Source organism: Monashia sp. NPDC004114, assembly GCF_053603855.1.
This window is the reverse complement of the sequence record NZ_JBSGGK010000004.1, coordinates 183,496-210,132: the sequence shown is the minus strand read 5'-3', so window position 1 is coordinate 210,132 and position 26,637 is coordinate 183,496. Positions and strand designations below refer to the sequence as shown.

General features: G+C 70.2%; 26 protein-coding genes. 16 read left to right on the top strand and 10 right to left on the bottom strand.

Translation table 11 applies throughout. The features are described from left to right. Positions 1-39 precede the first annotated feature (39 nt). From ACWEOW_RS07805 to ACWEOW_RS07785, 5 genes are all read left to right on the top strand, one after another. A complete protein-coding gene (locus tag ACWEOW_RS07805; protein WP_452268609.1) occupies positions 40-771 on the top strand; it encodes a FadR/GntR family transcriptional regulator in 732 nt (243 codons plus the stop codon). A gap of 50 nt (positions 772-821) precedes the next feature. Beyond that, entirely contained in the window at positions 822-2,189 is a 1,368-nt protein-coding gene (locus tag ACWEOW_RS07800; RefSeq protein ID WP_452268608.1) for a glutamine synthetase family protein, read from the top strand. Between the two features lie 82 nt (positions 2,190-2,271). After that, entirely contained in the window at positions 2,272-3,645 is a 1,374-nt protein-coding gene (locus tag ACWEOW_RS07795; RefSeq protein ID WP_452268607.1) for an aldehyde dehydrogenase family protein, read from the top strand. A gap of 38 nt (positions 3,646-3,683) precedes the next feature. Further along, entirely contained in the window at positions 3,684-4,451 is a 768-nt protein-coding gene (locus ACWEOW_RS07790) for a 3-oxoacyl-ACP reductase (protein ID WP_452268606.1), read from the top strand. A 67-nt stretch (positions 4,452-4,518) separates the two neighbouring features. Then, positions 4,519-5,256, top strand: coding sequence for a gamma-glutamyl-gamma-aminobutyrate hydrolase family protein (locus tag ACWEOW_RS07785; RefSeq protein WP_452268605.1), 738 nt, complete (start codon positions 4,519-4,521; stop codon positions 5,254-5,256). Positions 5,257-5,260: 4 nt separating this feature from the next. On the opposite strand, the gene ACWEOW_RS07780 is transcribed toward ACWEOW_RS07785, so the two are convergent. After that, complete coding sequence (locus ACWEOW_RS07780; RefSeq protein WP_452268604.1) at positions 5,261-6,736, bottom strand: carboxylesterase/lipase family protein; 1,476 nt, start codon at positions 6,734-6,736, stop codon at positions 5,261-5,263. 183 nt (positions 6,737-6,919) lie between these two features. Between ACWEOW_RS07780 and ACWEOW_RS07775 the strand changes: the two genes are divergently transcribed. Beyond that, positions 6,920-8,623: a DUF222 domain-containing protein gene (locus ACWEOW_RS07775; RefSeq protein WP_452268603.1), complete on the top strand. Its 1,704-nt coding sequence runs from the start codon at positions 6,920-6,922 to the stop codon at positions 8,621-8,623. Positions 8,624-8,787: 164 nt separating this feature from the next. On the opposite strand, the gene ACWEOW_RS07770 is transcribed toward ACWEOW_RS07775, so the two are convergent. After that, positions 8,788-9,273: a hypothetical protein gene (locus tag ACWEOW_RS07770; RefSeq protein ID WP_452268602.1), complete on the bottom strand. Its 486-nt coding sequence runs from the start codon at positions 9,271-9,273 to the stop codon at positions 8,788-8,790. A gap of 416 nt (positions 9,274-9,689) precedes the next feature. Between ACWEOW_RS07770 and cimA the strand changes: the two genes are divergently transcribed. Further along, positions 9,690-11,288 (top strand): citramalate synthase, encoded by a 1,599-nt coding sequence (cimA, locus tag ACWEOW_RS07765; RefSeq protein WP_452268601.1) that lies wholly within the window; start codon positions 9,690-9,692, stop codon positions 11,286-11,288. On the opposite strand, the gene bioD is transcribed toward cimA, so the two are convergent. Genes bioD through bioB form a run of 4 tightly spaced genes read right to left on the bottom strand, consistent with a single transcriptional unit; the run spans position 11,267 to position 15,606 of the window. Continuing rightward, positions 11,267-11,962 (bottom strand): dethiobiotin synthase, encoded by a 696-nt coding sequence (gene bioD / locus ACWEOW_RS07760; protein WP_452268600.1) that lies wholly within the window; start codon positions 11,960-11,962, stop codon positions 11,267-11,269. The genes cimA and bioD overlap by 22 nt on opposite strands. A 5-nt stretch (positions 11,963-11,967) precedes the next feature. Then, positions 11,968-13,173: an 8-amino-7-oxononanoate synthase gene (locus ACWEOW_RS07755; protein WP_452268599.1), complete on the bottom strand. Its 1,206-nt coding sequence runs from the start codon at positions 13,171-13,173 to the stop codon at positions 11,968-11,970. After that, complete coding sequence (locus ACWEOW_RS07750; RefSeq protein WP_452268598.1) at positions 13,170-14,513, bottom strand: adenosylmethionine--8-amino-7-oxononanoate transaminase; 1,344 nt, start codon at positions 14,511-14,513, stop codon at positions 13,170-13,172. The genes ACWEOW_RS07755 and ACWEOW_RS07750 overlap by 4 nt, the downstream gene beginning before the upstream one ends. Beyond that, a complete protein-coding gene (gene bioB, locus ACWEOW_RS07745; protein ID WP_452268597.1) occupies positions 14,506-15,606 on the bottom strand; it encodes a biotin synthase BioB in 1,101 nt (366 codons plus the stop codon). Before bioB ends, ACWEOW_RS07750 begins: the two co-directional genes overlap by 8 nt. 102 nt (positions 15,607-15,708) lie before the next feature. Here bioB and ACWEOW_RS07740 point away from each other — a divergent pair, with 102 nt between their 5' ends. Continuing rightward, positions 15,709-16,257: a TetR family transcriptional regulator gene (locus tag ACWEOW_RS07740; RefSeq protein ID WP_452268596.1), complete on the top strand. Its 549-nt coding sequence runs from the start codon at positions 15,709-15,711 to the stop codon at positions 16,255-16,257. Positions 16,258-16,407: 150 nt separating this feature from the next. After that, positions 16,408-16,791 (top strand): VOC family protein, encoded by a 384-nt coding sequence (locus tag ACWEOW_RS07735; RefSeq protein ID WP_452268595.1) that lies wholly within the window; start codon positions 16,408-16,410, stop codon positions 16,789-16,791. Positions 16,792-16,793: 2 nt separating this feature from the next. Here the strand turns inward: ACWEOW_RS07735 and ACWEOW_RS07730 are convergent, their stop codons facing one another. From ACWEOW_RS07730 to ACWEOW_RS07720, 3 genes are all read right to left on the bottom strand, one after another. Beyond that, positions 16,794-17,411 carry a M23 family metallopeptidase gene (locus tag ACWEOW_RS07730; protein WP_452268594.1) on the bottom strand — a complete coding sequence of 206 codons (618 nt, stop codon included), beginning with the start codon at positions 17,409-17,411 and terminating at the stop codon, positions 16,794-16,796. A 21-nt stretch (positions 17,412-17,432) separates the two neighbouring features. Continuing rightward, on the bottom strand, positions 17,433-17,792 hold the full coding sequence (locus ACWEOW_RS07725) for a YciI family protein (protein WP_452268593.1): 360 nt from the start codon (positions 17,790-17,792) through the stop codon (positions 17,433-17,435). 122 nt (positions 17,793-17,914) lie between these two features. Continuing rightward, positions 17,915-18,388 carry a VOC family protein gene (locus ACWEOW_RS07720; RefSeq protein WP_452268592.1) on the bottom strand — a complete coding sequence of 158 codons (474 nt, stop codon included), beginning with the start codon at positions 18,386-18,388 and terminating at the stop codon, positions 17,915-17,917. 177 nt (positions 18,389-18,565) lie between these two features. On the opposite strand from ACWEOW_RS07720, the gene ACWEOW_RS07715 reads away from it, so the two are divergent. Then, positions 18,566-19,207, top strand: coding sequence for a GNAT family N-acetyltransferase (locus ACWEOW_RS07715; RefSeq protein WP_452268591.1), 642 nt, complete (start codon positions 18,566-18,568; stop codon positions 19,205-19,207). A 294-nt stretch (positions 19,208-19,501) separates the two neighbouring features. On the opposite strand, the gene ACWEOW_RS07710 is transcribed toward ACWEOW_RS07715, so the two are convergent. Next, the gene (locus ACWEOW_RS07710; RefSeq protein WP_452268590.1) at positions 19,502-20,383 is read right to left on the bottom strand and encodes a 3-methyladenine DNA glycosylase; all 882 of its coding nucleotides are present in this window, start codon (positions 20,381-20,383) and stop codon (positions 19,502-19,504) included. 131 nt (positions 20,384-20,514) lie between these two features. Between ACWEOW_RS07710 and ACWEOW_RS07705 the strand changes: the two genes are divergently transcribed. The 6 genes from ACWEOW_RS07705 to ACWEOW_RS07680 all read left to right on the top strand — a co-directional run bounded on the left by ACWEOW_RS07705 (position 20,515) and on the right by ACWEOW_RS07680 (position 26,627). Continuing rightward, complete coding sequence (locus ACWEOW_RS07705; RefSeq protein ID WP_452268589.1) at positions 20,515-21,234, top strand: SDR family NAD(P)-dependent oxidoreductase; 720 nt, start codon at positions 20,515-20,517, stop codon at positions 21,232-21,234. Between the two features lie 19 nt (positions 21,235-21,253). Continuing rightward, positions 21,254-22,738 carry a hypothetical protein gene (locus ACWEOW_RS07700; RefSeq protein WP_452268588.1) on the top strand — a complete coding sequence of 495 codons (1,485 nt, stop codon included), beginning with the start codon at positions 21,254-21,256 and terminating at the stop codon, positions 22,736-22,738. A 21-nt stretch (positions 22,739-22,759) separates the two neighbouring features. Continuing rightward, positions 22,760-23,539 carry a fumarylacetoacetate hydrolase family protein gene (locus tag ACWEOW_RS07695; protein WP_452268587.1) on the top strand — a complete coding sequence of 260 codons (780 nt, stop codon included), beginning with the start codon at positions 22,760-22,762 and terminating at the stop codon, positions 23,537-23,539. A 67-nt stretch (positions 23,540-23,606) separates the two neighbouring features. Further along, entirely contained in the window at positions 23,607-25,214 is a 1,608-nt protein-coding gene (gene gltX / locus ACWEOW_RS07690) for a glutamate--tRNA ligase (RefSeq protein WP_452268586.1), read from the top strand. 13 nt (positions 25,215-25,227) lie between these two features. Continuing rightward, a complete protein-coding gene (locus ACWEOW_RS07685) occupies positions 25,228-25,881 on the top strand; it encodes a GNAT family N-acetyltransferase (RefSeq protein WP_452268585.1) in 654 nt (217 codons plus the stop codon). Further along, the gene (locus ACWEOW_RS07680) at positions 25,878-26,627 is read left to right on the top strand and encodes an HAD family hydrolase (protein ID WP_452268584.1); all 750 of its coding nucleotides are present in this window, start codon (positions 25,878-25,880) and stop codon (positions 26,625-26,627) included. Before ACWEOW_RS07685 ends, ACWEOW_RS07680 begins: the two co-directional genes overlap by 4 nt. Positions 26,628-26,637: the final 10 nt, after the last annotated feature.

Below are 26,637 nucleotides of genomic sequence, written 5' to 3'. Positions count from 1 at the left end.
ACCATTGACGACGAGGTGGTGACGGTATTGGATCAGAGCGTGAGTTCGGCAGAGCGTCTGACGTCGCTGCCGGACGTCGTCCTGCGGCCCACCACGGGCAACGTCTTCGAGGGCACCGTCGAGCAGCTCGCCACCGCAATCCGGCTGGGCGTCTTCACGCAGGGCGAGCAGCTGCCACCCGAGCGAGAGCTCGCCGACCGCCTCGGCGTCAGCCGCAACACCCTGCGCGAGGCGATCGCCGCACTGCGTGACTCCGGGCTGGTCGAGACCAAGCGGGGCCGCGGCGGGGGCACCTGGGTGACCTATGCCGCGGAGTTCCCGGCTACGGCCAAGGGCCCGTTCGTGCGCAGCGGCGCGGCGATGCTCGACGCGCTGACGTTCCGCCGTGTCGTCGAGCCGGGGGCCGCCTGGCTCGCCGCCACCCAGCCGCTCGCCGGCGACCAGCGGGCGTGGCTCGCGACGAGCCTGCACGACGTCGACGAGGCAGCGTCCGACCCTGCCGCGCACCGCGTGGCCGACTCCCGGCTGCACCTGGCCATCGCGACCCTGTCGGGCTCGCCGATGCTCATCGACGCGGTGACCCGCTCGCAGGCTGCCCTGCACGACATGCTCATGGCGATCCCCGTGCTCAAGCGCAACATCGAGCACTCGAACGCCCAGCACCACCAGATCGTCGGGGCCATCCTCGGCGGCAACCCCGAGCGGGCCAGGGCGGTCATGGAGGAGCACTGTGACGCGACCTCCGCCCTGTTGCGCGGCCTGATCGGGTAGCGACCCAAGGACCGCAGAGAACCCAGACCCCGACGACCAAGGAAGTGGCCATGGCGACAGCACCGACGCTCACCCTCGCCCAGCTCCGCCTCGAGATCGACTCGGGCGACATCGACACCGTCGTCGTCGCCTTCACCGACATGCAGGGCCGGCTCCAGGGCAAGCGGCTGCACGGCCGCTACTTCCTCGACCACGTTCTCGTGCAGGGCACCGAGGGCTGCAACTACCTGCTCGCGGTCGACGTCGAGATGAACACCGTCGACGGCTACGCCATCTCGTCGTGGGAGCGCGGCTATGGCGACATGTTCTTCGACCTCGACCTCACCACGCTGCGCCGCACCCCGGGGGCACGTCACTCGGCGACCATCCAGTGCGACCTCACCTGGCTCGACGGCACCGGCGCCGTCGCGCAGGCGCCCCGGTCCGTGCTCAAGGCCCAGGTGGACCGGGCGGCCCAGCTCGGCCAGGCGGCATACTGCGGCACCGAGCTCGAGTTCATCGTCTTCGAGGACTCCTACGAGGCAGCCTGGGACCGCGGGTACACCGGGATGACTCCGGCCAACCGCTACAACGTCGACTACTCCATCCTCGGCGGCGACCGGGTCGAGCCGCTGCTGCGGGAGATCCGCAACGAGATGTATGCCGCGGGCGCCATCGTCGAGGGCGCCAAGGGCGAGTGCAACTTCGGCCAGCACGAGATCGCGTTCCTCTATGACGAGGTCGTCCGGACGTGCGACAACCACGTCATCTACCGCAACGCCGCAAAGGAGATCGCTGCGCGGCACGGCAAGTCGATCACGTTCATGGCCAAGTACGACCAGCGCGAGGGCAGCTCCTGCCACATCCACCTGTCGCTGCGGGGACTGGACGGGTCCATCGCCTTCGCGGACGAGGACCGGCCGCACGGGCACAGTGAGCTCTTCGACCAGTTCATCGCCGGCATCCTCGCCACGATGCGCGACTTCACGTACTTCTATGCGCCGAACATCAACTCCTACAAGCGGTTCCAGCCGGGCAGCTTCGCCCCGACCGCAGTCGCGTGGGGCCACGACAACCGCACCTGTGCCCTGCGGGTCGTCGGCCACGGCGCCGGCCTGCGCGTCGAGAACCGCGTGCCGGGTGGCGACGTCAACCCGTACCTCGCCGTCGCCGCGATGCTCGCCGGAGGCCTGTACGGCATCGAGCGTCAGCTCGAGCTCGAGCCGGCCTTCGAGGGCAACGCGTACACCTCCGACAAGCTGCGCGTCCCGACGACGCTCCACGAGGCCCGCGACCTGCTGAGCCGGTCCGAGCTCGCGCGAGGCGTCTTCGGCGACGACGTGGTCGACCACTACGTCAACGCAGCGGACGTCGAGATCACCGCCTTCGACGCCGCCGTGACCGACTGGGAGCGCCGGCGCGGCTTCGAGCGACTGTGACCGCGGCACACGCCCCCGGTTCGATGCATCTGCGCGCCGGTGACGACGCCCTATGACATCGACCGGCGACACGAGGAGTGACATGACCACGACGCACGACGTCATCAACCCAGCGACCGAGGAGCTGGTCCGGACGGTCGGGCTCGCCAGCGTCGACGAGACCGACGAGGCGATCGCTCGCGCGTCCGAGGCAGGGCCTGCCTGGCGGGCGGTGAGCCCGGGCGACCGCGGGCGCCTGCTGCGGCGGTTCTCGGACCTGGTCGGCGAGCACCAGGAGGAGCTGGCGCTTCTCGAGGTCGCGAACTCCGGCCACACGATCGGCAACGCCCGGTGGGAGGCGGGCAACGTCCGAGACGTGCTCGCGTACTACTCGGCCGCGCCCGAACGGAACTTCGGCCGGCAGATCCCCGTGCCGGGTGGCATCGACGTGACCTTCAAGGAGCCCCTCGGCGTCGTCGGCATCATCGTCCCGTGGAACTTCCCGATGCCCATCGCCGGCTGGGGTTTCGCCCCGGCGCTGGCCGCGGGCAACACGGTCGTGCTCAAACCGGCCGAGCTGACACCGCTCACCGCGATGCGCCTCGGCGAGCTCGCCCTCGAGGCGGGCCTGCCGCAGCACGTCTTCACCGTCATCCCCGGCAAGGGCTCGGTCGTGGGGGAGCGCTTCGTGACGCACCCCGCCGTCCGCAAGGTGTGCTTCACCGGGTCCACAGCCGTCGGCCAGCGGATCATGAAGGGCGCCGCCGACCAGGTGAAGCGGGTCACGCTGGAGCTCGGCGGAAAGAGCGCGAACATCGTCTTCGCCGACTCCGACCTCGAGGTGGCCGCCGCGAGCGCCCCGTATGCCGTGTTCGACAACGCCGGTCAGGACTGCTGTGCCCGCAGCCGGATCCTCGTCGAGCGGAGCGTCTTCGACCGGTTCATGGGACTCTTCGAGGAGGCGGTGCGGGGCGTCGTCGTCACCGACCCTCGCGACGAGACGGCGGAGATGGGGCCGCTCATCAGTGGTGGCCAGCGTTCGGCCGTGCGCTCCTACGTGGAGGATGCGCCCGACGAGGTCGACGTCGCCTTCCGCGGCGACGCGCCCGACGGCTCAGGCTTCTGGTACCCCGCGACCGTCGTGCTGCCCCGCTCGACGAGTGACCGGGTCTGGCAGGAGGAGGTGTTCGGACCGGTCGTGGCGGTGCTTCCCTTCGACGACGAGGCGGACGCGGTCGCCAAGGCCAACGACACGGCATACGGCCTCTCCGGCTCGATCTGGACGCGAGACATCGGGCGCGGCTTGCGCGTCGCTCGAGGCGTCGAGGCGGGCAACCTCTCGGTGAACTCCCACAGCTCGGTGCGGTACTGGACGCCCTTCGGGGGTTTCAAGCAGAGCGGCATCGGGCGCGAGCTGGGCCCGGACGCCCTGGACGCTTTCACCGACGTCAAGAACGTGTTCATCTCCACCGAGTGAACGATCGAATCCCCTTGAACACAAAGGAAAGAGGAGACATGGCAGGCAGACTCGACGGCAAGGTCGCGGTTGTCACCGGGGGGTGCTCCGGCATCGGGCTCGCTACGGTGCGACGCTTCGCGCAAGAGGGCGCGAAGGTCGTCATCGGCGACGTCGACGCCGCCAACGGGCCGCGCGTCGCCGACGAGGTCGGGGGCACCTTCGTGCTCGTCGACGTGACGAGCAAGGAGCAGGTCGACAACCTCTTCAAGGTCGCCAAGGACACCTACGGCTCGGTCGACATCGCCTTCAACAACGCCGGCATCAGCCCGCCCGACGACGACTCCATCCTCGACACGGACCTCGACGCGTGGCGCCGGGTCCAGGAGGTCAACCTCACGTCGGTCTACCTCTGCTGCAAGGCGGCCCTGCCCTACATGCTCGAGCAGAAGAAGGGCTCGATCATCAACACCGCCTCGTTCGTCGCCGTGATGGGCGCCGCCACGTCGCAGATCTCCTACAGCGCCAGCAAGGGCGGCGTGCTGTCGATGTCGCGCGAGCTCGGCGTCCAGTTCGCGCGCGAGGGTGTCCGCGTCAACGCGCTCTGCCCGGGGCCGGTCAACACGCCACTGCTCCAGGAGCTGTTCGCCAAGGACGAGGAACGTGCCGCGCGGCGTCTCGTGCATGTGCCCATGGGGCGGTTCGGGGAGCCCGAGGAGATGGCCAACGCCGTGCTGTTCCTCGCCTCCGACGAGTCGAGCTTCGTCACTGCCTCGACGTTCCTCGTCGACGGCGGCATCTCCGGCGCCTACGTCACGCCGTTGTGAGACCGTGGAGGTAGAGAGTTGCGACGGCACGTATGAGCTACGAAACGTCAGATCCGAAGTGCACACCATGAGTCGCCCGGTCATCGGCATCACGGCCTACGTCGAACGCGCCTCGTGGGGCCGTTGGGTGTCGGTGCCGGGGGCGCTGGTGCCCCATCGGTACGTCCACCACATCGAGCGAGCCGGGGGCATCGCGGTCGTCATCCCGCCACGGCACGATGCCGATGACCACATCGCCGCCGAGCTGCTCACTCGCCTCGACGGTCTCGTGCTCGCCGGCGGCGTGGATGTGGCGCCAGAGCTGTATTCGGACGAGCGGCACTCCTCGGTGCAGGCGTCGCGGCCTGACCGTGACATCACGGAGCTCGCGCTCGCGCAGGCCACCCACGAGCTCGACGTGCCGGTGCTCGGCATCTGCAGGGGGATGCAGATCATGGCCGTGGCGGCCGGCGGGCACCTCGAGCAGCACCTGCCCGACCGGGTCGGTCACTCGAACCACTCCCCGGCGCCCGCGACGTACGGCAACCACCCCGTGCACACGGTCGAGGGCAGCACCGTGGCCGCCCTCCTCGGGCGCACGGTCGACGTGCCGAGCTACCACCACCAGTCGGTGCTGACCCACCCGGGCTACGTCGCCTCCGGGTGGGCCGACGACGGCACGCTCGAGGCCATGGAGGACCCGCACTCGAGGTTCCGCCTCGCCGTGCAGTGGCACCCCGAGGTGAGCGACGACCCGCGGCTCTTCGTAGGGTTCATCGCCGCCGCGACCGCGTATGCCGCCGAGCGCGCGAGCGTCGCTCGCTAGCTGGCTAGCGACTGGGGACCGACGACACGAGGTCGAGCACGGCGGGGTGCTCCCCCCAGATCTGGCGCGACACCTGCTCGGGGTATGCCGTGACCGCCGGCCGGGCGTCGAACAGCCTCACCGACCCGGTGTCATAGGAAGGCCACCCGGGATCCCCGGTGGTCGCGAAGGCCGTCCACGCGCGGCGCATCTGCTCGGACAGGGCCACGGCCTCCGGCGTGGGATCGCCGATGAGCATCGCCGGCTGACCCAGGGTGAGGTTGCCGAACACCAGCGGCACGTCCAGGCCGTGGCAGGCGCCGAGCACGCCTCCCATGCCAGGCGCGGGCCAGGTCAGCTCGTAGAGGTGGGCGCGCCCTCCGGCCGCGAGCTGTGCCTCGGCTAGGTGCAGGGACGGCATACGGAAGAGCCAGTCCGAGCGGACGACCTCGTACAGCTCCTGCGGGTCGGGAAAGGCCTCTCGGTACCGCTGCGGATCCGGGCCGAAGATCTCCGCGGTCTCGTCCGCCTGAGCCTCGGAGATCGTGCCCAGCTGGCCGCTGATGAGGGTGAGCAGGCGCTGCTCGTGACGTGTGTGCCCGACCATCAGCTCGACGTCGCCCGTGAGTCCTTGCCACGGCGTCGTGGGCAGCACGTCTCCGTCGACGACCGGCGCGAACGGGATGAGCGCGTGTGCCGCTCGGCCCCACCGGTCAGCGTGCTCGGCGAGGTGGCCCGAGAGGGCGTCCCCGGCGGATGGCAGCAGGTCCGGATCGACCGTGGGCAGGCCGGCCGCCGCCTCCAGGCCGAGCTCGGCAGCGCACGCTCGGGTGATGTCTGCGGCAAGCCTAGGTGTGAAGAACGTGCCGGGCACGCTCTGGGCGATGGCTCGGTGGAACAGCCCTGCTGCACGCGGCATCGCCAGCAGCGCTGCCACCGAGCCTCCGCCGGCGGACTGGCCGAAGACGGTGACCCTGTCGGGGTCACCTCCGAACGCGCCGATGTTGGCCTGCACCCACTCGAGCGCGGCGACCTGGTCGAGGAGACCCCGGTTGGCGGGCAGTCCCTCGACGTACCCGAACCCTTCGAGGCCGACGCGGTAGTTGAACGTCACCACCACCACGCCGTCGCGCGCCAGGTTGCTGCCGTCGTACTCGGGCAGGCCGGACATTCCGAAGGTGTAGGCGCCGCCCTGGATCCACACCATCACGGGCAGGCGACCGTCGACCTCGGGCGACCACACGTTGACGGTCAGCCAGTCGTCGCCGCCCTCGACACCCTGGTCGCCGTCTGCGGCCAGGGTGTCCATCCCGAAGATGCCGGGCTGCGGAGGCGGCGGCCCGAACCTCAGCGCCTCCCGTATGCCGGCCCAGGCGGAGGCGCGCTGCGGCGCACCGAAGCGCTCGGGGAGCTCTGCGTAGGGTATGCCGCGCCAGACCGCGAGCTCGCCCTCCGAACCGCCGCGCACGACGCCGCCGGCCACCTCGATGTCGATGTGCACGCAGCAATGGTCGCCGTCTGGGCTTCGACGGCGCCAGCCATTTCCCCTCCGTCGTGGTCGACGACGCGGACCAGGGAGCCGTGTGGGTGCGGCGGCTCCACGCTGTGGACAACTCGGCTGTTTGCATCGGTTTGCTGTGGGTAGCGACGGACGGCTGTCGGTGGTCGATCATATGTTTGACTCATGAGCACGACAGCTTGCGACCAGGAGCGCCGACCGGGCGCGCCCGAGGGCGCCCCTTCGCCGGAGCGGGACCCAGGTGCGTCAGCGGGACCCGGAGTGGCGGCGAAGCCACGTGAGGTCATGGACCCGGTCACCCAGCTGGCGTTGCTGGCGTCGGCTGAGCCGGGGGCGGGTGCGGAGCTGGAGGCTCTGCAGGGCATGCCTGGGCTCGCCGCCCGCTTGGCCTCGATCTCGGAGGAGATCTGGCTGATCGCTCGGTCGTACCCGACGTGGTGCATGCCGGAGGCCGGGGTTGGGGACGCGATCGAGCAGGCGCAACGGGTGCGCGATGCCGCTCACACCCTGACGGCGGTGTTGGCGGGCGAGGTGACCTCGCGTGGTCTGGGGATGCGAGAGGGGCTCTCGCGCAACGACTGGATCGCGGCTCATGCGCCGGTCCTGGATGGTGCGGGGGCGGCAGAGCTGACGGCCGTGGGTGCGGTGCTAGCCGAGCCGCGGTGGCGGCCGCTGGCGCGGATGCTGCGTTCGGGCGCGACCACGGTGGACCGGGCTGCGGTGATCGTGCGGTTCCACCAGGACGCGGTGACGTACGCCGAGCGCGAGCATCTCGAGGGTGTGGTCGACTCGATGGTGGAGCAGGCCGGGGTGCTGGGGGCGAAAGAGCTGCGTCGGGTGGTTGCTCGGGCGCGGGTCTCGCTGCGGCCGGCCGAGCAGGTAGAGGCCGATGATGCGCGGATGCGGGCGGGTCGGTCGCTGTCTCGAGTGGGTCGCTCCGCGGGTCTGGTCGAGTATCGGCTGCGACTGGATCCCGAGGGCGCGGCGGTGCTTGATGCCGCGATCGACCCGCTGGCCCGGCCGCGGCCAGACCTGGACTGGGCAGAGCGTGCGGCGCCGTACCGGCACCCGGTCTGTGGGCACCTGATCCCCGAACCGGGCACCTCCGTCGATGACTCCGGGCCGGATCGCCGGGCCGGCGAACAAGGGCTGGCCGGAGACCCGGATACGCACGCTGGGCTACCGGACTGGCGCTTTGTCGGGCCGGCATGTGAGGTCTGTGCCGTGCCGGTGGCCGACCCGCGGCTGCCCGCGACTCGACGTGCTGACGCGCTGCTGGAGCTGGTCGCTCGGGCGGTGGCCGCCCCGATGGGGGTGACCCGGACACCGCGGGCCAAGGTGGTGGTCACCATGTCCCACGAGGCCCTGGCCGGTCTCGTCCAAGGCGCCGGTGTGGCCGGTGACGACGAGGTGCTCTCCGCGGGCACCGTGCGCCGGCTCGCGTGTGAGGCCGGGATCGTGCCGATGGTGCTCGGCGGGCCCTCGCAGGTGCTGGACCTCGGGTTCACCGAGCGGTACTTCACCCCGGCTCAGCGCCTGGCTCTGGCGGCCCGCGACGGCGGCTGCTCGTACCCGGGCTGCACGGTTCCCGCGCAGTGGTGTGACGCTCACCATGTCGTCCACTGGGTCAACGACGGGCCGACCGACCTGCTCAACGGAGCCCTGCTCTGCGGCCGCCACCACACCCGAGTCCACGAGCTCGGCCTCACAGCTGAAGTGACCCCATGGGAGGTCACCTGGCACCGGCCACCACGCCCGCAGACCCGCCCGACGGCCATGTCGACCTCATCGGTATCGGCGTCGACGGCATCCTCGGCGCGACCCGCCAAGACCAGTACGAGGACCGGGACCCGTCCCGCACCCCCCTGAGGTTCACGGCCGAGCACCTGACCCGCTACCTCCGCACCACTGGAACATCTGGCCAGCTCACGGAGGGACGCGGACGCGGCCGCAGCCGTGATCGCCGGCGCCGGTCCGCGACTACCCGTCGCGCTGGGCTGCTATGCCGAGAACGACCGCGCGACGCACGCCAGTCACTCCGGGTGTACTGGCTTGCCCGTCCACTCGCTCATCCGCAGGATCGCCGACTGGACCTGTCGTCGAGCTCCCGGGACCACGCGCAAGGACGCCAGTGACGTAACACCAACGTCGAATCCCTCGGGCGAGAGGATGACCGGGTAGATCAGCATGAGTGGCATCGACTGATGTGCCGCCTCACCCGTAGTGAAGCCCGCGATCTCGTCCGGCCCGAGTGTTCGTCCCCGGCCGAAGGCTTGACGGACCATGACACCGTCGCCGCGCGCGAAGACGCCCATACGTGCGCCTCCATACGTGAAAGCGGTCCCGAGCGCGGCACAGACGGCGCCGATGACCAGACCGCTGACGTGGGTGTCCTTCGCCTCGCCCGGCTCGGCCGACGCTGTCAGCGCCACGACGCCCAGCAGGGCCAACATGAGGCCAAGCCCGATGACGAGAAATGACCACACCGATCGGACCGAGCGGGCAAACAGCAGGATCACGCGACGACTCTTGGCGCGCGCCGATGGGACCGCAGGGCGAGTCTGAAGGTGCATGAGCGGTTGTGGGTCACGCCCCGGAGTCTCCCAGACGCGAGGGCGGGCCGCTGGCCGTCCAGCATCCGGACCAGGCGTTTCGCTCGACGGGCCGGCACCCTACCTTGAGCGTGTGATGAAGCGACTCGTGCCCACCTGCACGCTCATTATCGAATAGCGCGACGAGAGACCCTCGTCGCGCAGACCTCCCAACCCTTGGGGGGTCTTTTTGTTTCCCGATCCACCCATGAGGGAGGCGTCGCGAGGCCACACCCGGCCGGACGGCATACGAGAAGAGCGCGAGTCGCAGCAGCAACCTGCACAGGCCGGACCGCCACCAGAGGTGGTCGGCGACCACTCCGAGATCGAGGACAATCGAGGTCATGGAAGCCCTGCACGTCTACGACACCACCCTGCGCGACGGCGCCCAACAGGAGGGGCTCAACCTCTCGGTGTCGGACAAGCTGGCCATTGCCGAGCTGCTCGACGACCTCGGGGTCGACTTCGTCGAGGGTGGCTGGCCCGGAGCGAACCCGAAGGACACCGAGTTCTTCGAGCGCGCCAAGACCGAGCTGCACCTGCGCAACGCGACCCTCGCGGCCTTCGGGGCGACCCGCCGTGCCGGTGGGACGGCGGCAGAGGACCCGCTGGTCCGCGCGCTCGTCGACTCCGGCGCATCAGTGGTCTGCCTCGTCGCGAAGTCGCACGTCCGGCACGTCGAGGAAGCCCTGCGCACGACGCTCGACGAGAACCTCGCCATGGTGCGCGACACCGTGAGCCACCTCGTCGGCCAAGGGCGCCGGGTCTTCCTCGACGCCGAGCACTTCTTCGACGGCTGGCACCTCGACCGCGACTACGCGCTGTCGGTGGTGCGCGCCGCGCACGACGCCGGCGCCGAGGTCGTCGTGCTCTGCGACACCAACGGCGGCATGCTGCCGCACCAGGTCGAGCAGGTCGTCACCGACGTCATCGCCTCGACCGGAGCCCGGATCGGTGCTCACTGTCACAACGACACCGGCTGTGCGGCCGCCAACTCGGTCGCAGCCGTTCGCGCCGGCGCGACCCACGTCCAGGGCACGGTGAACGGCTACGGCGAGCGCACCGGGAACGCCGACCTCATCACCGTCGCCGCGAACCTCCAGTTCAAGCTCGGCCTCGACGCGATGGCGCCCGAGTCGTTCCGCCGGGCCATGCACATCGCCCACGCGATCAGCGAGGTCACCAACGTCCCCGCCTACAGCCGTCAGCCGTACGTCGGTGCGAGCGCGTTCGCGCACAAAGCAGGCCTGCACGCCAGCGCGCTGAAGGTCGACCCCGACCTCTACCAGCACATGGACCCCGCCCAGGTGGGCAACGGCATGCGCACGCTCGTCTCGGACATGGCCGGGCGGGCGAGCATCGAGCTCAAGGCCCGCGAGGCCGGGCTCGACCTGTCCGACCGCCCGGACGTCGTCGCCAAGGTGCTCGCCGAGGTCAAGGACCTCGAGCTGCGCGGGTGGACGTTCGACGCGGCCGACGCGACGGTCGAGCTCATGGTCCGTGAGGCGCTCCAGCCGGGCTGCACGCACTACTTCGAGGTCGAGTCCTGGAGGGTCATCACGGACTCGACCGGCGCGAGCGGCTCATCGGCCGTGGGCGACGCGACTTCAGAGGCCACGGTCAAGCTCCGCGCCGACGGTGCTCGCCTCATCGCAACCGGTGAGGGCAACGGTCCGGTCAACGCGCTGGACCACGCACTCCGCGACGCCCTGACCCGTGCGTACCCCGAGATCGAGAAGCTCGAGCTCATCGACTTCAAGGTCCGCATCCTCGACGCGTCCCACGGCACCGACGCGATCACGCGTGTACTCATCGAGACGTCGGACGGCGAGACGTCATGGGACACCATCGGCGTCGCGGGCTCGATCCTCGCCGCGTCGTGGCGGGCCCTGACCGACGGCATCGTGCACGGCCTGCTGCGTCAGGGAGTGCCCATCCGCTGAGCCAGGGCGGCCAGCCAGACCGGCGCCTCGCCGCGGAACGTCTCGGAACCACGGCTCGGCGCTCCCTGAGGGATCGCGCCGAGAAGGCCTTCGGGGAGTGACGCGAGGTACTCGCGATTCGTCCTCTCGACCGTGCTCGGCTCCTGCGGCCAAGCACCCAGCACCATGCCGGAGCACTCGATCTCCCTGTGCGCCAGGGCCTCTCGTGTCAGCATCGTGTGGTTCAGCGTGCCCAGCCCACTGCGGGCCACGACGACGACCCCCGCTCCCGGCAGCGCCTTCGCAAGGTCCGCGAGCGTCTCAGCCGCCTCCGTGAGCTCGACGAGCAGCCCGCCCGCACCCTCCACGAGCACATGGTCGTGTGTCGCGGCGAGCTGTGCGACCGTCGCGAGGTGCTGTGCGAGCGTGGGGAGGGCCGCTCCCTCGATTGCCGCGGCGGGGCGCGGTGCCATCGCTGCCCTGAGCCGGACTCCCTCGTGGCTTGACACGCCCGCCAGTCTGGCCACCTCGGCCATGTCGCCGGGCTCGCCGGGCTCGACGCCCGTCTGGGTGGGCTTGTATGCCGTCACGCTGCGTCCCACGGAAACCAGCAGTGCCGCGAGCGCCGCCGTCGCGACGGTCTTGCCGACCTCGGTGTCGGTCCCGGTGACGACGACCACGGGGGGCAGCCTCATGCCGGTCACCGGGGGAGCGAGCCAGCTGTGCGGGTGCTCGCGCCGTTGCCGAGAGCGCGGCCCGGGACGGGGCTCACGACGGTGGCCACCAGAGCGGCGGCCTCGGCGACCTCCGACGTCGACAGGTCCGCTCGAGCGGTGATGCGCAGGCGTGAGATGCCGTCCGGGACGCTGGGCGGGCGGAAACACCCGACGAGCACGCCGTGCTGGCGCAGGGTGAGCGCCGCGGACACGGCCGCGTCGGGGCTGGGCATCGGCAGCGACTGCACGGCGCCGACGGCGCGGTCGATGCCACAGATGGAGGCGATCGTCCGTGCGTTGGCCCGCACGGCTGCGGACAGCGTCGGGTCGTCCGAGATGATGTCTGCGGCCGTCAGGGCAGCCCCTGCGGCAGCCGGAGCCAGGCCCGTGTCGAAGATGAAGGTGCGCGCCGTGTTCACGAGGTGGTCCCGGACGGCAACGGGGGCCAGCACGGCACCGCCCTGCGACCCGAGCGCCTTGGACAGCGTGACGGTGAGCACGACGTTCGGGCTCCCGACGAGTCCGAGCTCGTCGACCAGCCCCCTCCCGTGGCCGGCGACCCCGATGCCGTGGGCCTCGTCGACGACCAGCAGGGCGTCGTGCCGGCGGCAGACGTCGACGAGGTCGAGGAGCGGTGCCGCATCACCGAGAACCGAGTAGATCGACTCGACGGCCACGACGACGCGTGCTCCCGCGCGAAGCCGGAGCTGGCTGTCGAGAGCCGCCGGGTCGTTGTGGGCGAAGGTCGCGTAGGGCACACGCGACATGCGCGCCGCATCGTGCAGCGAGGCGTGTGCGTGGGCGTCGAGCAGGACCTCCGCCCCGCGCCCGCTGAGCGCGGTGAGCACGCCGAGGTTGGCTGCATACCCGGTGGAGAAGGCCAGGGCGCTCGGCTGGCCGGTCAGGCGGCAGAGCGCCGCCTCCAGCTCGCGATGGACCGGGAGCGTGCCGGTGACGAGGCGACTGGCCGTGGCCGATGCGCCGTACCGCTCGAGCGCCTCGCGCGCTCCGGCGACCACTCGTGCGTCCTGGGAGAGCCCGAGGTAGTCGTTCGATGCGAGGTCGAGGATGTCGTGCGCGCCAGCGAGGCGACCACCGAGCCGCAGGACGGGGTCCTGCCGCTCGACTCCCCGCTGCGTCCGCAGGGCCGCGCGCTCGCGCAGCCAGCCGTCCCACACGCTCGTGGTCACGAGTGCACCTCCTCGATGGCGCCGATGACAGCGTCGGCGATGGTCCGGATGTCGTCCTCGCCGCAGACGTAGGGTGGCATTGTGTAGACGAGGTCGCGGAACGGTCGTACCCACACGCCGCGCTCGAGTGCAGCGCGGGTCACGCGGGTCACGTCGACGGGCCGGTCGAGCTGGACCACACCGACGGCGCCGAGGGTGCGGACGTCGCGCACGCCGTCCAGTTCCGTTGCAGGAGAAAGGAACTCATTCAGCGCACGACCAACGCGTGACACGTTGTCCGTCCACCCGCACTCGACGAGGTCGAGGGACGCGTCGGCGACCGCACACGCGAGCGGGTTCGCCATGAAGGTCGGGCCGTGCAGCAGAGCCCGGAACTCCGAGCGCGTGATCACCTCACCCACCGCGCGGGACGTGAGCACCGCTGCGAGAGTGAGATATCCGCCGGTGAGCGCCTTCCCGACGCACATCACGTCAGGTGCCACTCCTGCCCATTCGGTCGCGAAGAGCCTTCCCGTGCGGCCGAATCCGGTCGCGATCTCGTCGACCACCAGCAGCAGGCCGTGCTCGTCCGCGACGTCTCGCATGACCCGCAGGGCATGCGGGTGGTAGACGTGCATCCCCCCGGCGCCCTGAAGCACCGGCTCGACGACGATCGCAGCCAGGTCGTCGGTATGCCGTCGCGCCAGGTCGCGGAACTCGGCCTCCCAGGCGGTCTGTGCCTGCTCATCAACCTCCCACCGCTGGGTGAACCGGGCGGCTGGTGGCCGAGGCGCGAAGACCTGCGGCGCGAGAGCACCGGGAAAGGCCGAGTGCATCCCGTCCACCGGGTCGCAGACGCTCATCGCGGCGAAGGTGTCGCCGTGGTAGCCGCCCCGAACGGTGAGGAAGTGCTGGCGGCGCGGTCGACCGGTCGCCGCCTGGTACTGGAGGCTGAGCTTGAGGGCCACCTCGACCGAGACGGAGCCTGAGTCGGCGAAGAAGACATGGGCCATCGGACCCGGAGCCAAGGCCACGAGGCGCTCGGCCAGGGCGACTGCGGGCTCGTGGGTCAGGCCGCCGAACATGACATGGCTGAAGCGCTCGATCTGCGCGTGCGCGGCGGCATCGAGCGCCGGGTGACGGTACCCGTGGATCGCGCACCACCACGAGGCCATGGCGTCCACGGCCTCGAACCGCGTGCCGTCAGCCGCAGTGAGCCCGAGCCGGACCCCGTCAGCCGACCGGACGGCATACGGCTCGGGACCGTCGAGAGGGGCGTAGGGGTGCCAGACGAGACCTCGGTCGCGCTGCACGACCGAAGGGGCGAGGGTAGCGGCCGGCCCCGGCCGGGGGTCACGCATTGGGCAGCAGGTTCGTCCCGGCTCCACGTCGTCGCTTGGCCGGGTCGTGGCCGGTCATGGCGGTCAAGAGCGCGCCGGACGGATCGACGCCGTCGCCGGGGCCGGTGTTCCCGCTCGATCCCAGCACGACGAAGCCGTTGTCGCGGATCAGCTCGAGGTCTGCCTCGGCAGCCTGGCCCTCGGACGTGAGGTAGTCGCCGAGGAAGATGGAGTTGGCCACGTGCAGAGCAAGAGCCTGGAGGGAGCGCAGGTGCATCTCACGGCCGCCTGCGATGCGAATCTCCTTGTCGGGGCACACGAACCGCGCCATCGTGAGGATCTTGAGGCAGCGCGCCGGCGTCAGCTCCCAGGTGCCTTCGAGCGGCGTCCCGTCGAACGGCATGAGGAAGTTCACGGGGATCGAGTCGGAGTCGAGCGCCCTGAGCGCGAACAGCGCCTCGACGAGCTGCTCGTCGGTCTCGCCGAGCCCGGCGATGAGGCCGGAGCAGGGGGAGAGGCCCGCGCTCTTGGCCTTGGTCACGGTGTCGACGCGGTCGGCGTACGTGTGTGTCGAGACGATCTCGTCGTGGTGCGACTCGGCCGTGTTGATGTTGTGGTTGTAGGCGTCGACGCCAGCCTCGCGGAGGCGTTCTGCCTGGCCGTCCTTGAGCAGGCCGAGGCAGGCGCACACCTCGACCTGCGGGTGCTCGGTCTTGAGCGCGCCGACCATGCCGGCGACCCGCTCGATGTCACGGTCGGTGGGGCCGCGCCCGCTGGAGACCATGCAGACGCGGGTCGCGCCCCCACGCAGGCCCGCCTCGGCCTGGGCGACGGCCTCGTCAGCCCGCAGCCAGGTGTACCTGAGGATGTCGGCCGTCGACCCGAGCCGCTGGGAACAGTAGTGGCAGTCCTCCGGGCACAGGCCCGACTTGAGGTTGACGAGGTAGTTGACCTTGACCGTGTTGCCGAAGTGCTTGCGGCGCAGGCGTGCTGCCGCCCCGACCAGGGCAAGAAGCTCGTCGTCGGTAGCTCGGAGCACGTCGAGCGCGTCGTCAGGCGTCGCAGGCGTGCCGGCGAGCACGGCGTCGGCGAGGTCCTCGAAACGGCGGGTCATGCGGGCTCCTTGCGCTCGGCGTTGAACGGTGTTCAACTTGAACAGCGTTCAGTATGCCGGGTGGCTAGGCTCGGCTGTCAACGTGACGGGAGCAGGGGTGACATGGCACTGAGCCGGGACCAGGTCGTCGGCGCCGCCGTGGACCTGCTGCGCCGCTATGGCCTCGCCGATCTCACGATGCGTCGGCTCGCGCGCGAGCTCGGGGTCGCGCCCGGAGCCATCTACTGGCACGTGGCGAACAAGCAGGAGCTGCTCGTCGAGGTCGCCGATGCCCTGCTCGCCCGGATTCCCGAGCCGAGCCCGGACCAACCGCCGCGCGAGGCCCTGGCGAGCCTCGCGGTCGCGATCCGGGAAGCGCTCGTGCAGGTCCCCGACGGTGCCGACGTCGTGGCCCTGGCCTATGCCGTCGAGCCCGGGCGGCCGATGCGTCACCTGGCGGCGCTCGTCGCACGTTCTGGAGTACCGGTCGGCGAGCGCGATGCGATCGCCGGCCTCGTTCTGAACCACATTCTGGGATCCGTTGCGGCGCAACAGAATCGGTCGCTGGCCGCCGACGTCGATCCGGACGCGGTCGTGGTCGACACGATGGGCGAGCTGAAGGCGTTCGAGGTCGGCCTGGGCGTGATCGTCCGGGGCCTGACGGCCCACTAGACGCGCGAAAGTGCTGGGCGGCTCAGGCCCCGCCCAGCACCACCCCCCTGTAAGGAGTGGATGTCGTCGACGCGCGTGCCTGTACCTTCGCCGACACCGTTCAGAGCGCGTCGGCTCCGATCTGATACGTCCGTGATGCCAGAGTGAGGGATGCCTCTCACCCGGTCCCGCCCATGGTTCGGCGTCGTCCTCGACGCGCCCGACGCGTCGGAGCTTGCACACTTCTACCAGCAGCTCCTCGGCTGGACGCTCTACAAGGACTCACCCGAGTGGGCGACGCTCGCCCCGGACGACACGGCCGGGTACAACCTGTCCTTCCAGCGCGAGCCCAACTACGTCAGGCCAGTGTGGCCGAGCCGCCCCGGGGAGCCGCTGATGATGATCCATCTCGACATCCAGGTGGACGACCTCGATGACGCCACTGCGTATGCCGTGAGCGTCGGTGCGCAGGTGGCCGAGTTCCAGCCCCAGCACGACGTCCGGGTCTGCTACGACCCGGCCGGGCACCCGTTCTGCCTCTATGTCGACGACTGAGGTCACTCGATGTGCACGACCTCGCCGTTGCGGGGGAGCGTGCCGTCGAAGGCGACCGGCACGGGTCGAGCGTGCTCGGGGTCCGTCCCGTCGGAGGCCTGCACGTGAACGTGGGGTTCGGTGCTGTTGCCGGAGTTGCCGCATCGTCCGATGACCTGCCCGATGTGCAGCGGCTGGCCGGGCTGGACCCGCACACTGTCCTGCTGGAGGTGGCACAGGGCCACGACGACCCCGGAGCGCGTGGCGATCAGCACATGGTTGCCGGCGAGAGCCGGCCAGCCTGCCGCCGCCCGTCGGCGCTGCGTGAGTGCGTAGCCGACGGACGGCAGTCCCCGAAAGGCGTGGTGGTCCTCCGCCCGGTCGTCCACGGTGATGACGGATCCCTCGACCGGGGCGAGCACCGGCTGGCCGAAACCCGGGAAACGGTCTGGTGACTCGCTCCGGACGAGCGTCGAGAATCTCACGGGGGCTGACCTGCCGTCGTCGCCTACCGGCACGAAGTCGATGGCGTACGCGCTGGCGAATGCCGTGGTGCCGTGGCTGGGTACACGGTTGGCAGGGCTGTTCTGGACCAGCCACCGTCCGCGGAACGGAAACGCCAGGTCCAAGGCCCCGCCCATGGCAGCGAATCCAGTATCGAGTCAGTCGGTCTGTGGCTGCGGCTTGAACCGGCGAACCTCGTGGGGCCAGCCGCATGCCTTCGCGATCTTGCCCGCCCACATCTTGGCGGTCTCGTCGTCGGCCACGTCCACCACGGCGAACCCGCCCAGGAACTCCTTGGTCTCGACGTAGGGTCCGTCGGTGATCAACGGGGTGCCGTTGGTGGGGTCCGCGTTGTAGACCGGGCCGTCTTCCTCCTCCAGCCCTCCGGCGAAGACGTACACGCCGGCAGCCTTCATCTCGTTCACGACCGCCATGGCGAGCGGTCCGCGGCCGCGGAACCACTCCTCGGTGTGGTCGCCCACCCACTGCTGGTTGAAGTAGAGGAGGTACTCGGTCACAACTGCTCCTTCTGCTCTGGCGGGCCAGGTCGGTCCGCGTTGACACCTACTCCACGAACAGCGACACGCGAATCCGACACGATGGCACCTGAAATGTCGGTTCGGACCTCGGCGTCGGGCGATCAGGCTCCGTCGTACGCCGCCTGAAGTCCGGCGACGTCGATCTTGCCCATCTTCAGCATCGCCTGGCACACCCGCTGGTTGGCCGCGGTGGCGTAGTCGCCCGACAGCTCCTCGAGCTCGCGGGGGATGACCTGCCACGAGACTCCGAACTTGTCCTTGCACCAGCCACAAGGACCAGGCTCGCCGCCGTCGGCGGTGAGGATCTCCCAGAACCGGTCCACCTCGTCCTGCCCGTCGACCCGCAGATAGAAGGAGAACGCTTCGTTGAGCTGGAACTCCGGTCCCGCGTTGAGCCCGGTCACCTCGTGTCCGGCGACGGTGAACTCCACGACCTCGGCGACGGCGCTGTCGGGCTCGGCGCGGGCCGTGAACACTCTCGTGACGGCCGAGTTCGGGATGTGCTCGGCGTAGAAGTTGGCAGCCTCGACGGCCTTGTCGTTTCCGAACCACAGGTGCGTGCGTACCGATGCCATGTGCGTCTCCTCACGTCCGGGACCCTCCCGACCGGGTCCGGTCAGGACAGTATTGCCCGAGCCGGTGCCCGATCCGGGTCTCGTGACCGCGCGATCGCCGCGAATGACCGGTCGACACCTCGGCCGTGCAAAAACCGTGTGCATCGTCGCCACCTTCTGAGGTTGGATCTCTGGGTGATGAGCTATCCGCTCCTCGACATGCGGGTCAGCACGCCGACGCTGGAGCTGCGCAGCGCCACGGACGAGCTGCTGGACCAGCTCGCCGACCTCGTGCGCGCGGGCAAGACCCATGCCGATCCGGCTCCGTACGACGACCCGATGTCGTTCTACGAGACTGATCCCGACCTGCGCGTCGCCAACTGGCTCCGGGCGATCTGGCGTGGCCGCGGCAGGGTCGAGCCGGACGCCTGGCGGCTCTACTTCGTGGTCATGGTCGACGGCCGGCCCGTCGGCGAACAGACACTGACCGGGGTGAGCTTCTCCACACTCGGGACGGTCACCACGTTCTCCTGGCTGTCGGTCGACCAGCGCGGCCGGGGGATCGGACGCGAGATGCGCGAGGCGGTCCTCCACCTCGCCTTCGACGGCCTCGGGGCGAAGGAAGCATCGAGCGACGCCTTCGTCGACAACCCTGGCTCCAACGCGATCTCGCGGGGACTCGGTTACGACCCCAACGGGTTCGACTGGGCGACCAGGCAAGGCGAGCCCGCCCTGCTCAACCGGTGGCGGCTCACCAGCGACAGCTGGGGACAACGACGCCGAGATGACATCCAGCTCCACAACCTCGAGGCCTGTCACGCCCTGCTGCCCTTGTCCTGACAGCACACAGCGTGATCCCACAACAGTCGACCAACCGGTCGGTTGTTGCGGCGCGTGGCGTTGATGTGGCGCGACAAGTGAGCATCTGGTCGACTGTGGTGCCACCGGGCATCGGCGAAAGGGACTGGGCCCGCTACAAGATCCAGCCGCGGCCGGACTTGGCAGGCGATGTTCGCGGATTCGGCTACCAGGTCCCTCTCCGGCTGGATTCTGTATGCGGCAGAGCGTGCATACAACATCCCCAACTCGGTATGTCCGTCAAGGGTCTGCTGGAACGAAGATGGCCCGGCGGACCTACTCGGACTGACCTGGAGGGCTGAACAAGAGATCGATCGCCGCGACCAAACGCTCTCGCAGCGCCTGACCGCGCGCGGCGAAGGCGCGCTGCTCGGCGGCATACTGCGCCTTGCCCTCTGAAGTCTCGATGCGCACGGGCTCGTAGCCGAGCTCGCGCAGGTCGTACGGCGCCGCGCGCATGTCGAGCCCGCGGATGTCCCGCGCGAGCTCGAAGCAGTCCATGACGAGGTCGCTCGGCATGGCCGGCAGGAGCTTGTGGGCCCACTTGTAGAGGTCCATCCCGGCATGGAGGCAGCCAGGCTGTTCGTATGCCGTCTGGTCGGCTCGCGTGGGCGACAACGAGTTTCGTGGAGCTGCGGCCGGGGTGAAGAAGCGGTAGGCGTCGTAGTGCGAGCACGCGATGTGATGGCTCTCGACGACGGCGTCGGTGCCGTCCTGCCCCAGGCGCAGCGGCCAGTCCGAGTGCCGGACGTCCGACTGGTCGAGGCGGTAGACCATCGCCCACTCGTGCATGCCGAAGCACCCGAAGCGTCCCTGCCGTGCAGCGGTCCTCGAGACCAGCTCACGCACGAACCGGAGCGTCTCACCGCGGTCGACGACAAAGGCCTCGATGTCGACCCCCACGACCTCTCCGATGGTTCGGTAGAACCGCCAGTCGCGATGCGGAGCGCGATGAGCGGCCTCGAGGGCCACGCCTGCGCCAGGGTGCCACCGGCGGAGCTGGGCCGGCTTGAAGGAGTAGTACGTGAACAGGAAGTCCTCGACCGGGTGCTTGCGGTGGTCCTGCCGCCGCGCGAGGTGCGCCGATGTGGCGGCGTCGACGCGGGCCGCATGGGCCGTCGCGCGCTCGCGCCACTCGGTCTCGGTCAGGATCTGCACCCGTCGAGGGTAGGCGCGTGGCGGCATCCGACCCAAACGCCCCGAGCCAAGTGCGGATCGTCCGGTCCCGCAAGGTCTTTCATCTGGGCGAAGTGAAGACGCGAGCCACCCCCAGGGGTCACCATCGACCCATGACCGGTGTCGAGGGCAAGGTCGTCCTGCTCACAGGCGGGACCATGGGGATCGGGGCAGGTCTCGCGGAGGCGTTCCGGGACGCCCACGCACGGCTCGTCGTCTCGGCGCGACATGTCGAGGATGCGACGGACGACCACACCGAGGTGCGGGCCGACGTGGGAGTGTCCGAGGACCGGGAGCGGCTCGTCGCGGAGGTCGTCGCCCGCCATGGCCGCATCGACGTCCTCGTGAACAACGCCGGCTACGCCCAGGCCGGCCCCGCCGAGAACGAACCGCTCGACGGCATCGCCCGGACGGTCGAGACCAACCTCGTCGGCGCGATGCATCTGTGCCAGCTCGCAGCCGAGCACATGGCCAACAGCGGGGGCGGCAGCATCGTCAACGTCGCGTCCGTGTCGGCCTTCGCGGTGATGGACCGGTACGGCCTCGCGTCCTACACGGCCAGCAAGGCCGGACTCGTCGCGCTGACGAGGGAGCTTGCGTACCAATGGGGCCCGCGCGGCATACGGGTGAATGCCGTGTCGCCCGGATGGTTCCCGACGCGGATGAACGGCTTCCTGGAAGACGGCGACCAGCGGGCCTGGATCGATGCCCACACCTCGCTCCGGCGGCCGGGTCTCGTCGGTGAGATGGTCGGGCCGGTGCTGTTCCTCGCGGGCGAGGACTCGTCGTACGTGACCGGTCAGACCCTGCGCGTCGACGGCGGCTGGGTCTGACGGTCGGGATGATGGGTCCATGGCCGAGGAGACACCGACACAGCTGGTCCACCGCCTGACGACCTACACGGACAATGACTGGACGGCGCCCCATCCGGACGAGCGGGTCGTGCGGGGCTTCGAGCCGAACGACCGCGCGCACCGGCCCCGGCACTACAAGCACTACAACGAGAACCTGCCGCGTGTGGCGCTCCCGCGGGAGCTGCGACCCGCGCCGGCGCCTGCGCTGGACGTCCTGTCCGGCTCGGTCGCCGTGGCGCGGCAGCCGGTCGACCTGCACTCGCTCGGACGGCTGCTCTTCCTTTCGGCAGGCGTGACGCGCACCTCCGAGTACCACGGCAACGCGATGGTGTACCGCGCCGCGGGCTCGGCGGGAGCTCGCTTCCCCCTCGAGCTCTACGTCGTCGTCCCGGAGGACGCGACCGAGCCCCTGCCTCCCGGCGTGCACTGGTACGACCCGGCCGAGCACGCGCTCGTGACGACCGGCCCCCCACCGTCGGGTGACACGCCATCGGTCGTCGTCACCGGGATCCCGTGGCGCACCGGCTGGCGCTACCGCGAGCGCGGGTTCAGGCACATCTACTGGGACGCGGGGACGATGCTCTCGCAGCTGCTCGCCGTGGCCGACTCGGCGGGCCTCGCTGCCCGGCTGCACCTGGACTTCCCGGACCGCGGGCTCGCCGACCTCGTCGGGGCGGACGGCACTGACGAGTTCCCTGTCGCTGTTGTGGCGCTCGGCGCGGGCGTCCCCGCGTCGACGCCGGCCGGGCCGGCTGACGACGGCGACCTCGACTCCGACGGTCGCGTGTTCCCGCTCGTGACCAGCGCCCAGCATGCCGGCGACCGCGAGGCCTGGGGCCCGGAGCTCGGACGGGGCGAGCCGGTCCGAGTCGTGGCCGCCGTCCCCGCCGCCGACCGCGACCGCACGATCGACGACATCGTGCTCGGGCGCGGCTCGATCCGCAGGCTGGACCCCAGTCGGTCGATCCCGAGGGCAGTGCTGGCCGACACCATGGCCGTCGCGATGCGCGGCATCGACGTCCCGCACTGGGTGGCGGTCAACGCGGTCGACGACGTCCCCTCAGGCGTGTACCGGTGGCCCGACCTGGACAACGCCATCAGGAGTGTCGACGAGTCCGCGATGCGCCACGAGCTCTACGTCGCCGCGCTCGAGCAGGGACTCGCCAAAGACGCTGCGTACGTGGCGATCTCGGCGGTCGACCTCAGGAAGATCGATGACCATGCGTACCGTGAGGTGCAGCTCGCCGGCGGCCTGGTGGAGGGGCGACTCCACCTCGTCGCCGGGGCGCTGGGCGCCGCCGCGAGCGGCATGACCTTCATCGACTCGGCAGTCCCCGCGCTCCTCGGCGAGGACGGGCCGCAGGGCCTCGGTGACGACCTCGGCTGCCTGCTGTGGACCTGTGTCGGCTTCGGCGAGTACCGGTCTGGTCGCGCAGGGACGCCGGGTGCGCCGACACGGGTGACCATCGTCGAGCCGCGGTGACTCGGTCGTAGGCTGGGGCCCGTGCGCATCGCGAGGTACACGACCGGGGACGACCCGGCATACGGCATCGTCCAGGGCGACCCCGGCAGCGAGGTGATCACGCCGCTGGCCGGAGACCCGCTGTACGTCGGCCTGCAGCCGAGCGGCGCCGGTCCGGTCCTGCTCGAGGACGTCCGCCTGCTCGCGCCGGTGATCCCACGGTCGAAAGTCGTGGCGATCGGCAAGAACTACGCCGACCACGCCGCCGAGATGGGCGGCGAGGCACCGGCCGAGCCGATGATGTTCTTCAAGCCCAACACCTCGGTCGTCGGCCCGTTCGACCCGGTCGTGCTGCCCACGGGGAGCAGCGAGGTCTCCTACGAGGGCGAGCTCGCCGTCGTCATCAAGACGATCACCAAGGGCGTCAAGGCCGAGAACGCCGCCGAGTGCATCTACGGCTACACCATCGCCAACGACGTGACCGCCCGCGACTGGCAGCGCAGCGACGGGCAGTGGGCCCGCGCGAAGGGTTTCGACACGAGCTGCCCGCTCGGCCCGTGGATCGAGACCGAGCTCGACCCCGCTGACCTGCACATCACCACGACCCTCGCCGGCGAGGTGCGCCAGGACGGCACGACCGCGGACATGGTGCACGGCATCGGGGCCATCATCGAGCACGCCTCGGCGGCCTTCACGCTGCTGCCGGGCGACGTCATCCTCACCGGCACACCGGCCGGAGTCGGCCTCGTCGAGGCCGGCCAGCAAGTCACCGTCGAGATCGAGGGCATCGGGTCGCTGACCAACACCTTCGTTCGTCGGTGACCCCCTCTGTGACCCTCTCTGTGACCCTCCTCGTGGCCCTCTCGACGGCCACTAGGCTGGTCGCACCATGAGCGACGACACAGCAGGTATGCCGAGCAGTGCCCTTCCCGACGCCAGCCAGGTCGAGGTGCGGCCCGCTCCGGAGCCGCGCCGGAGCACGTCCGACGGCCGGGGCCCGGTCCGCACCCGCGTGGCCCCGAGCCCGACGGGCGACCCTCACGTCGGCACGGCATACATGTCGCTGTTCAACCTCGCCTTCACCCGCCAGCAGGGTGGGCAGTTCGTGCTGCGGGTCGAGGACACCGACCGCGCCCGTTTCCGTGAGGACAGCGAGGCCCAGCTGTACGACACCCTCTCCTGGCTGGGCCTGCACTGGGACGAGGGGCCCGACATCGGCGGCCCCTTCGCTCCCTACCGCCAGTCGGAGCGGCTGGAGACGTACCGGCCCTACGTCGACAGGCTCGTCGAGTCCGGCAACGCCTACTACTGCTGGTGCTCCAAGGAGCGCCTCGACCAGATGCGTGAGGTCCAGCAGAAGACGAAGCAACCGACCGGCTATGACCGGCTCTGTCTCGGCAAGACCCGTGAGGAACGCGCGGCCCTGCCTGGCTTCACCGAGACGCCTGTCGTGCGGATGCTCATCCCCGACGACGTGCCGCTCGTCTTCGACGACGTGATCCGCGGCAAGGTCTCCGCCCCGACGCCCGACGACCAGGTGATCCTCAAGGCCGACGGCTTCCCCACCTACCACCTCGCGGTCGTCGTCGACGACCACGAGATGGGCATCACGCATGTCGTGCGCGGCGAGGAGTGGATCAGCTCGACGCCGAAGCACATCCTGCTGTACCGGTGGCTCGGGCTCGAGCCGCCGAAGTTCGCGCACATGCCCCTGCTGCGCAACACCGACAAGTCGAAGATCTCCAAGCGCAAGAACCCCGCAGCCCGCCTGACCTGGTTCCGCGAGCAGGGCTACCTGCCTGAGGCCCTGGTGAACTTCCTTGCGCTCCTTGCCTATCCGCCGCAGCAGGACGACGAGGGCAACGACGTCGAGGTGTTCACGTTCGACGAGTTCAGCCGCACCTTCGACTGGGCGAAGGTCAACCCCATCGGCCCGATCTTCGACCTCAAGAAGCTCGAGTGGCTCAACGGTGTCTACATCCGCTCCCTCGACACCGGGGACTTCGCCGGCCGCCTCCTGCCCTACCTCCAGGACGCCGGCATCCTCGGCGACAACCCCTCCCTCGGCGAGCTGGGGCGGCTCAAAGCCGTCGCCGAGCTGATCCAGCCGCGGATGGCCCTGCTCACCGAGGCGCCCGCTCTCGTCGGCCCCTTCTTCGTGGCCGACGACCAGCTCGAGATCGCGGACGACGCACGGGCCACGCTCAAGGACGACTCGGCGCAGGTCCTCGACGCCGCTCTGCACGTGCTCGGCGACATCGACGACCACGGCCGCGCCGTGCTCGGCACCGGCAGCGCCTGGAACGCCCCGACCATCGAGGGAGCCCTGCGCGGGGCGATCGTCGACGGTCTCGGCATCAAGCCGCGATTCGCCTTCGGCCCGCTGCGCACCGCTGTGTCCGGGGCACGGATCTCGCCGCCGCTGTTCGAGTCGATGGAGATCCTCGGCAAGACCTCGACGCTGAGCCGCCTTCGCGCGCTCCGCGACTCGCTGTGATGTCGAGAGTGGTGTGAGCGACCCCGTCTGGCCGTTGCACGGCATACGCGTGCGCCTGGCCGGCCTGGACCTGCGTGTCATGGTCGAGGCAGACCTGCCGACCGTCTGGGCGCTCCTGCCCGGCGACCTCGAGCTGAACCCCCACGCGACCACCTACGCGGCGTTTGACCGATCTGCCAACCGGAGAGCCGTCGTGGCCCAGGGCTACTGGCGCGCTCTCGGCATGTGGTCGCCCGACGACTGGGCCCTGCCGTTCGTCGTGCGGTCCGCGGAGCAGGGAGGTGACGTCGTCGGCATGCAGTGGCTCGAGGGGCCGGACTGGCGCTCCGACCGCACCGTCGACTCGTCGTCCTGGCTGGTCCCGCAGGCCCTGGGGAGGGGCCTCGGCACCCGGATGCGGGCAGCCGTGCTGGCTCTCGCCTTCGGTCCCCTGCGTGCCGAGGCCGCGATCAGCTCCGCGGTCGTCGGCAACGCCGCCTCACTCGGGGTCTCGCGCCGGCTCGGCTACGTCGACACCCACACGTCGGTCCTCGAGCACTCCGGCGAGCAGCTTCAGCACGTCCGCCTCGAACGGGCTGTGTGGGAGACGTCCGGGCTGTCCTCCGGCATACACATCGACGGGGTGGAGGCCGCCCTGCCGCTCTTCGGGATGGAGGCTGGGCGATGACGGCCCACACGCTGGACGTGGTCCTCGGCGGGTCCAAGGGGCTGCTTCTCGACCTCGACGACACCATCGTCGACACCCAGCAGGCCATGGTGGTCGCGGGCACAGACGCGGCGGCGGCGATCTGGCCGGAGCGGTCGGACCATCGCGCCATGGCGCAGCGGTACTACCACGACCCCGAGCGGTGGTTCGCGCGGTATGCCGCCGGCGACCTCGCGTTCGACGCGATGCGCGAGGGGCGACTGCGCGAGGTTGCCCGGGCCTACGGGGTCGAGCTGCCGGACGGTGCACACCTGGCCTACGAGGACGCCTACGCGCCGGCCTTCCGCCTCGCACAACGGCTGTTTCCGGACACTCTGGGCCTGCTCACGGCGGCCGAGACCGCCGGTCTGCCGGTTGCTCTGCTCACCAACTCCGCTGAGGCGCCGACCCGAGTCAAGCTCGAGGCGGTCGGCCTGCACGAGCGGTTCGACATCGTCGTGACGACCGACACGCTCGGCTTCGGCAAGCCGGACCCTAGGGTCTACCTCGAGGCCTGCCGGCTGCTGGACCTGGTGCCCGAGACGATCGTCTGTATCGGCGACAACCTCGAATGGGATGTCCTCGGGGCGCAGGCAGCCGGGCTGCGCGGGCTGTGGCTGGACCGAGCCGGCGCCGGCACCGCGGCGGACGTGGCGACCGTGCGCTCACTCGACGAGGTCACGGCCGCGCTCACCGACCGATTTGGGAGACCGCCCGTCGACCGGTAGTATTCCTCTT

Bases quoted from the DNA above. Each gene is read 5' to 3' on its own strand.
- bioB (WP_452268597.1), bottom strand. From the start codon at position 15,606: ATGACCCGCCGTTTCGAGGACCTCGCCGACGCCGTGCTCGCCGGCACG.
- cimA (WP_452268601.1), top strand. From the start codon at position 9,690: ATGGAAGCCCTGCACGTCTACGACACCACCCTGCGCGACGGCGCCCAA.
- ACWEOW_RS07680 (WP_452268584.1), top strand. From the start codon at position 25,878: ATGACGGCCCACACGCTGGACGTGGTCCTCGGCGGGTCCAAGGGGCTG.
- ACWEOW_RS07785 (WP_452268605.1), top strand. From the start codon at position 4,519: ATGAGTCGCCCGGTCATCGGCATCACGGCCTACGTCGAACGCGCCTCG.
- ACWEOW_RS07715 (WP_452268591.1), top strand. From the start codon at position 18,566: ATGAGCTATCCGCTCCTCGACATGCGGGTCAGCACGCCGACGCTGGAG.
- ACWEOW_RS07740 (WP_452268596.1), top strand. From the start codon at position 15,709: ATGGCACTGAGCCGGGACCAGGTCGTCGGCGCCGCCGTGGACCTGCTG.
- ACWEOW_RS07790 (WP_452268606.1), top strand. From the start codon at position 3,684: ATGGCAGGCAGACTCGACGGCAAGGTCGCGGTTGTCACCGGGGGGTGC.
- ACWEOW_RS07700 (WP_452268588.1), top strand. From the start codon at position 21,254: ATGGCCGAGGAGACACCGACACAGCTGGTCCACCGCCTGACGACCTAC.
- ACWEOW_RS07730 (WP_452268594.1), bottom strand. From the start codon at position 17,411: ATGGGCGGGGCCTTGGACCTGGCGTTTCCGTTCCGCGGACGGTGGCTG.
- ACWEOW_RS07800 (WP_452268608.1), top strand. From the start codon at position 822: ATGGCGACAGCACCGACGCTCACCCTCGCCCAGCTCCGCCTCGAGATC.
- gltX (WP_452268586.1), top strand. From the start codon at position 23,607: ATGAGCGACGACACAGCAGGTATGCCGAGCAGTGCCCTTCCCGACGCC.
- ACWEOW_RS07775 (WP_452268603.1), top strand. From the start codon at position 6,920: ATGAGCACGACAGCTTGCGACCAGGAGCGCCGACCGGGCGCGCCCGAG.
- ACWEOW_RS07720 (WP_452268592.1), bottom strand. From the start codon at position 18,388: ATGGCATCGGTACGCACGCACCTGTGGTTCGGAAACGACAAGGCCGTC.
- ACWEOW_RS07735 (WP_452268595.1), top strand. From the start codon at position 16,408: ATGCCTCTCACCCGGTCCCGCCCATGGTTCGGCGTCGTCCTCGACGCG.
- bioD (WP_452268600.1), bottom strand. From the start codon at position 11,962: ATGAGGCTGCCCCCCGTGGTCGTCGTCACCGGGACCGACACCGAGGTC.
- ACWEOW_RS07750 (WP_452268598.1), bottom strand. From the start codon at position 14,513: ATGCGTGACCCCCGGCCGGGGCCGGCCGCTACCCTCGCCCCTTCGGTC.
- ACWEOW_RS07795 (WP_452268607.1), top strand. From the start codon at position 2,272: ATGACCACGACGCACGACGTCATCAACCCAGCGACCGAGGAGCTGGTC.
- ACWEOW_RS07705 (WP_452268589.1), top strand. From the start codon at position 20,515: ATGACCGGTGTCGAGGGCAAGGTCGTCCTGCTCACAGGCGGGACCATG.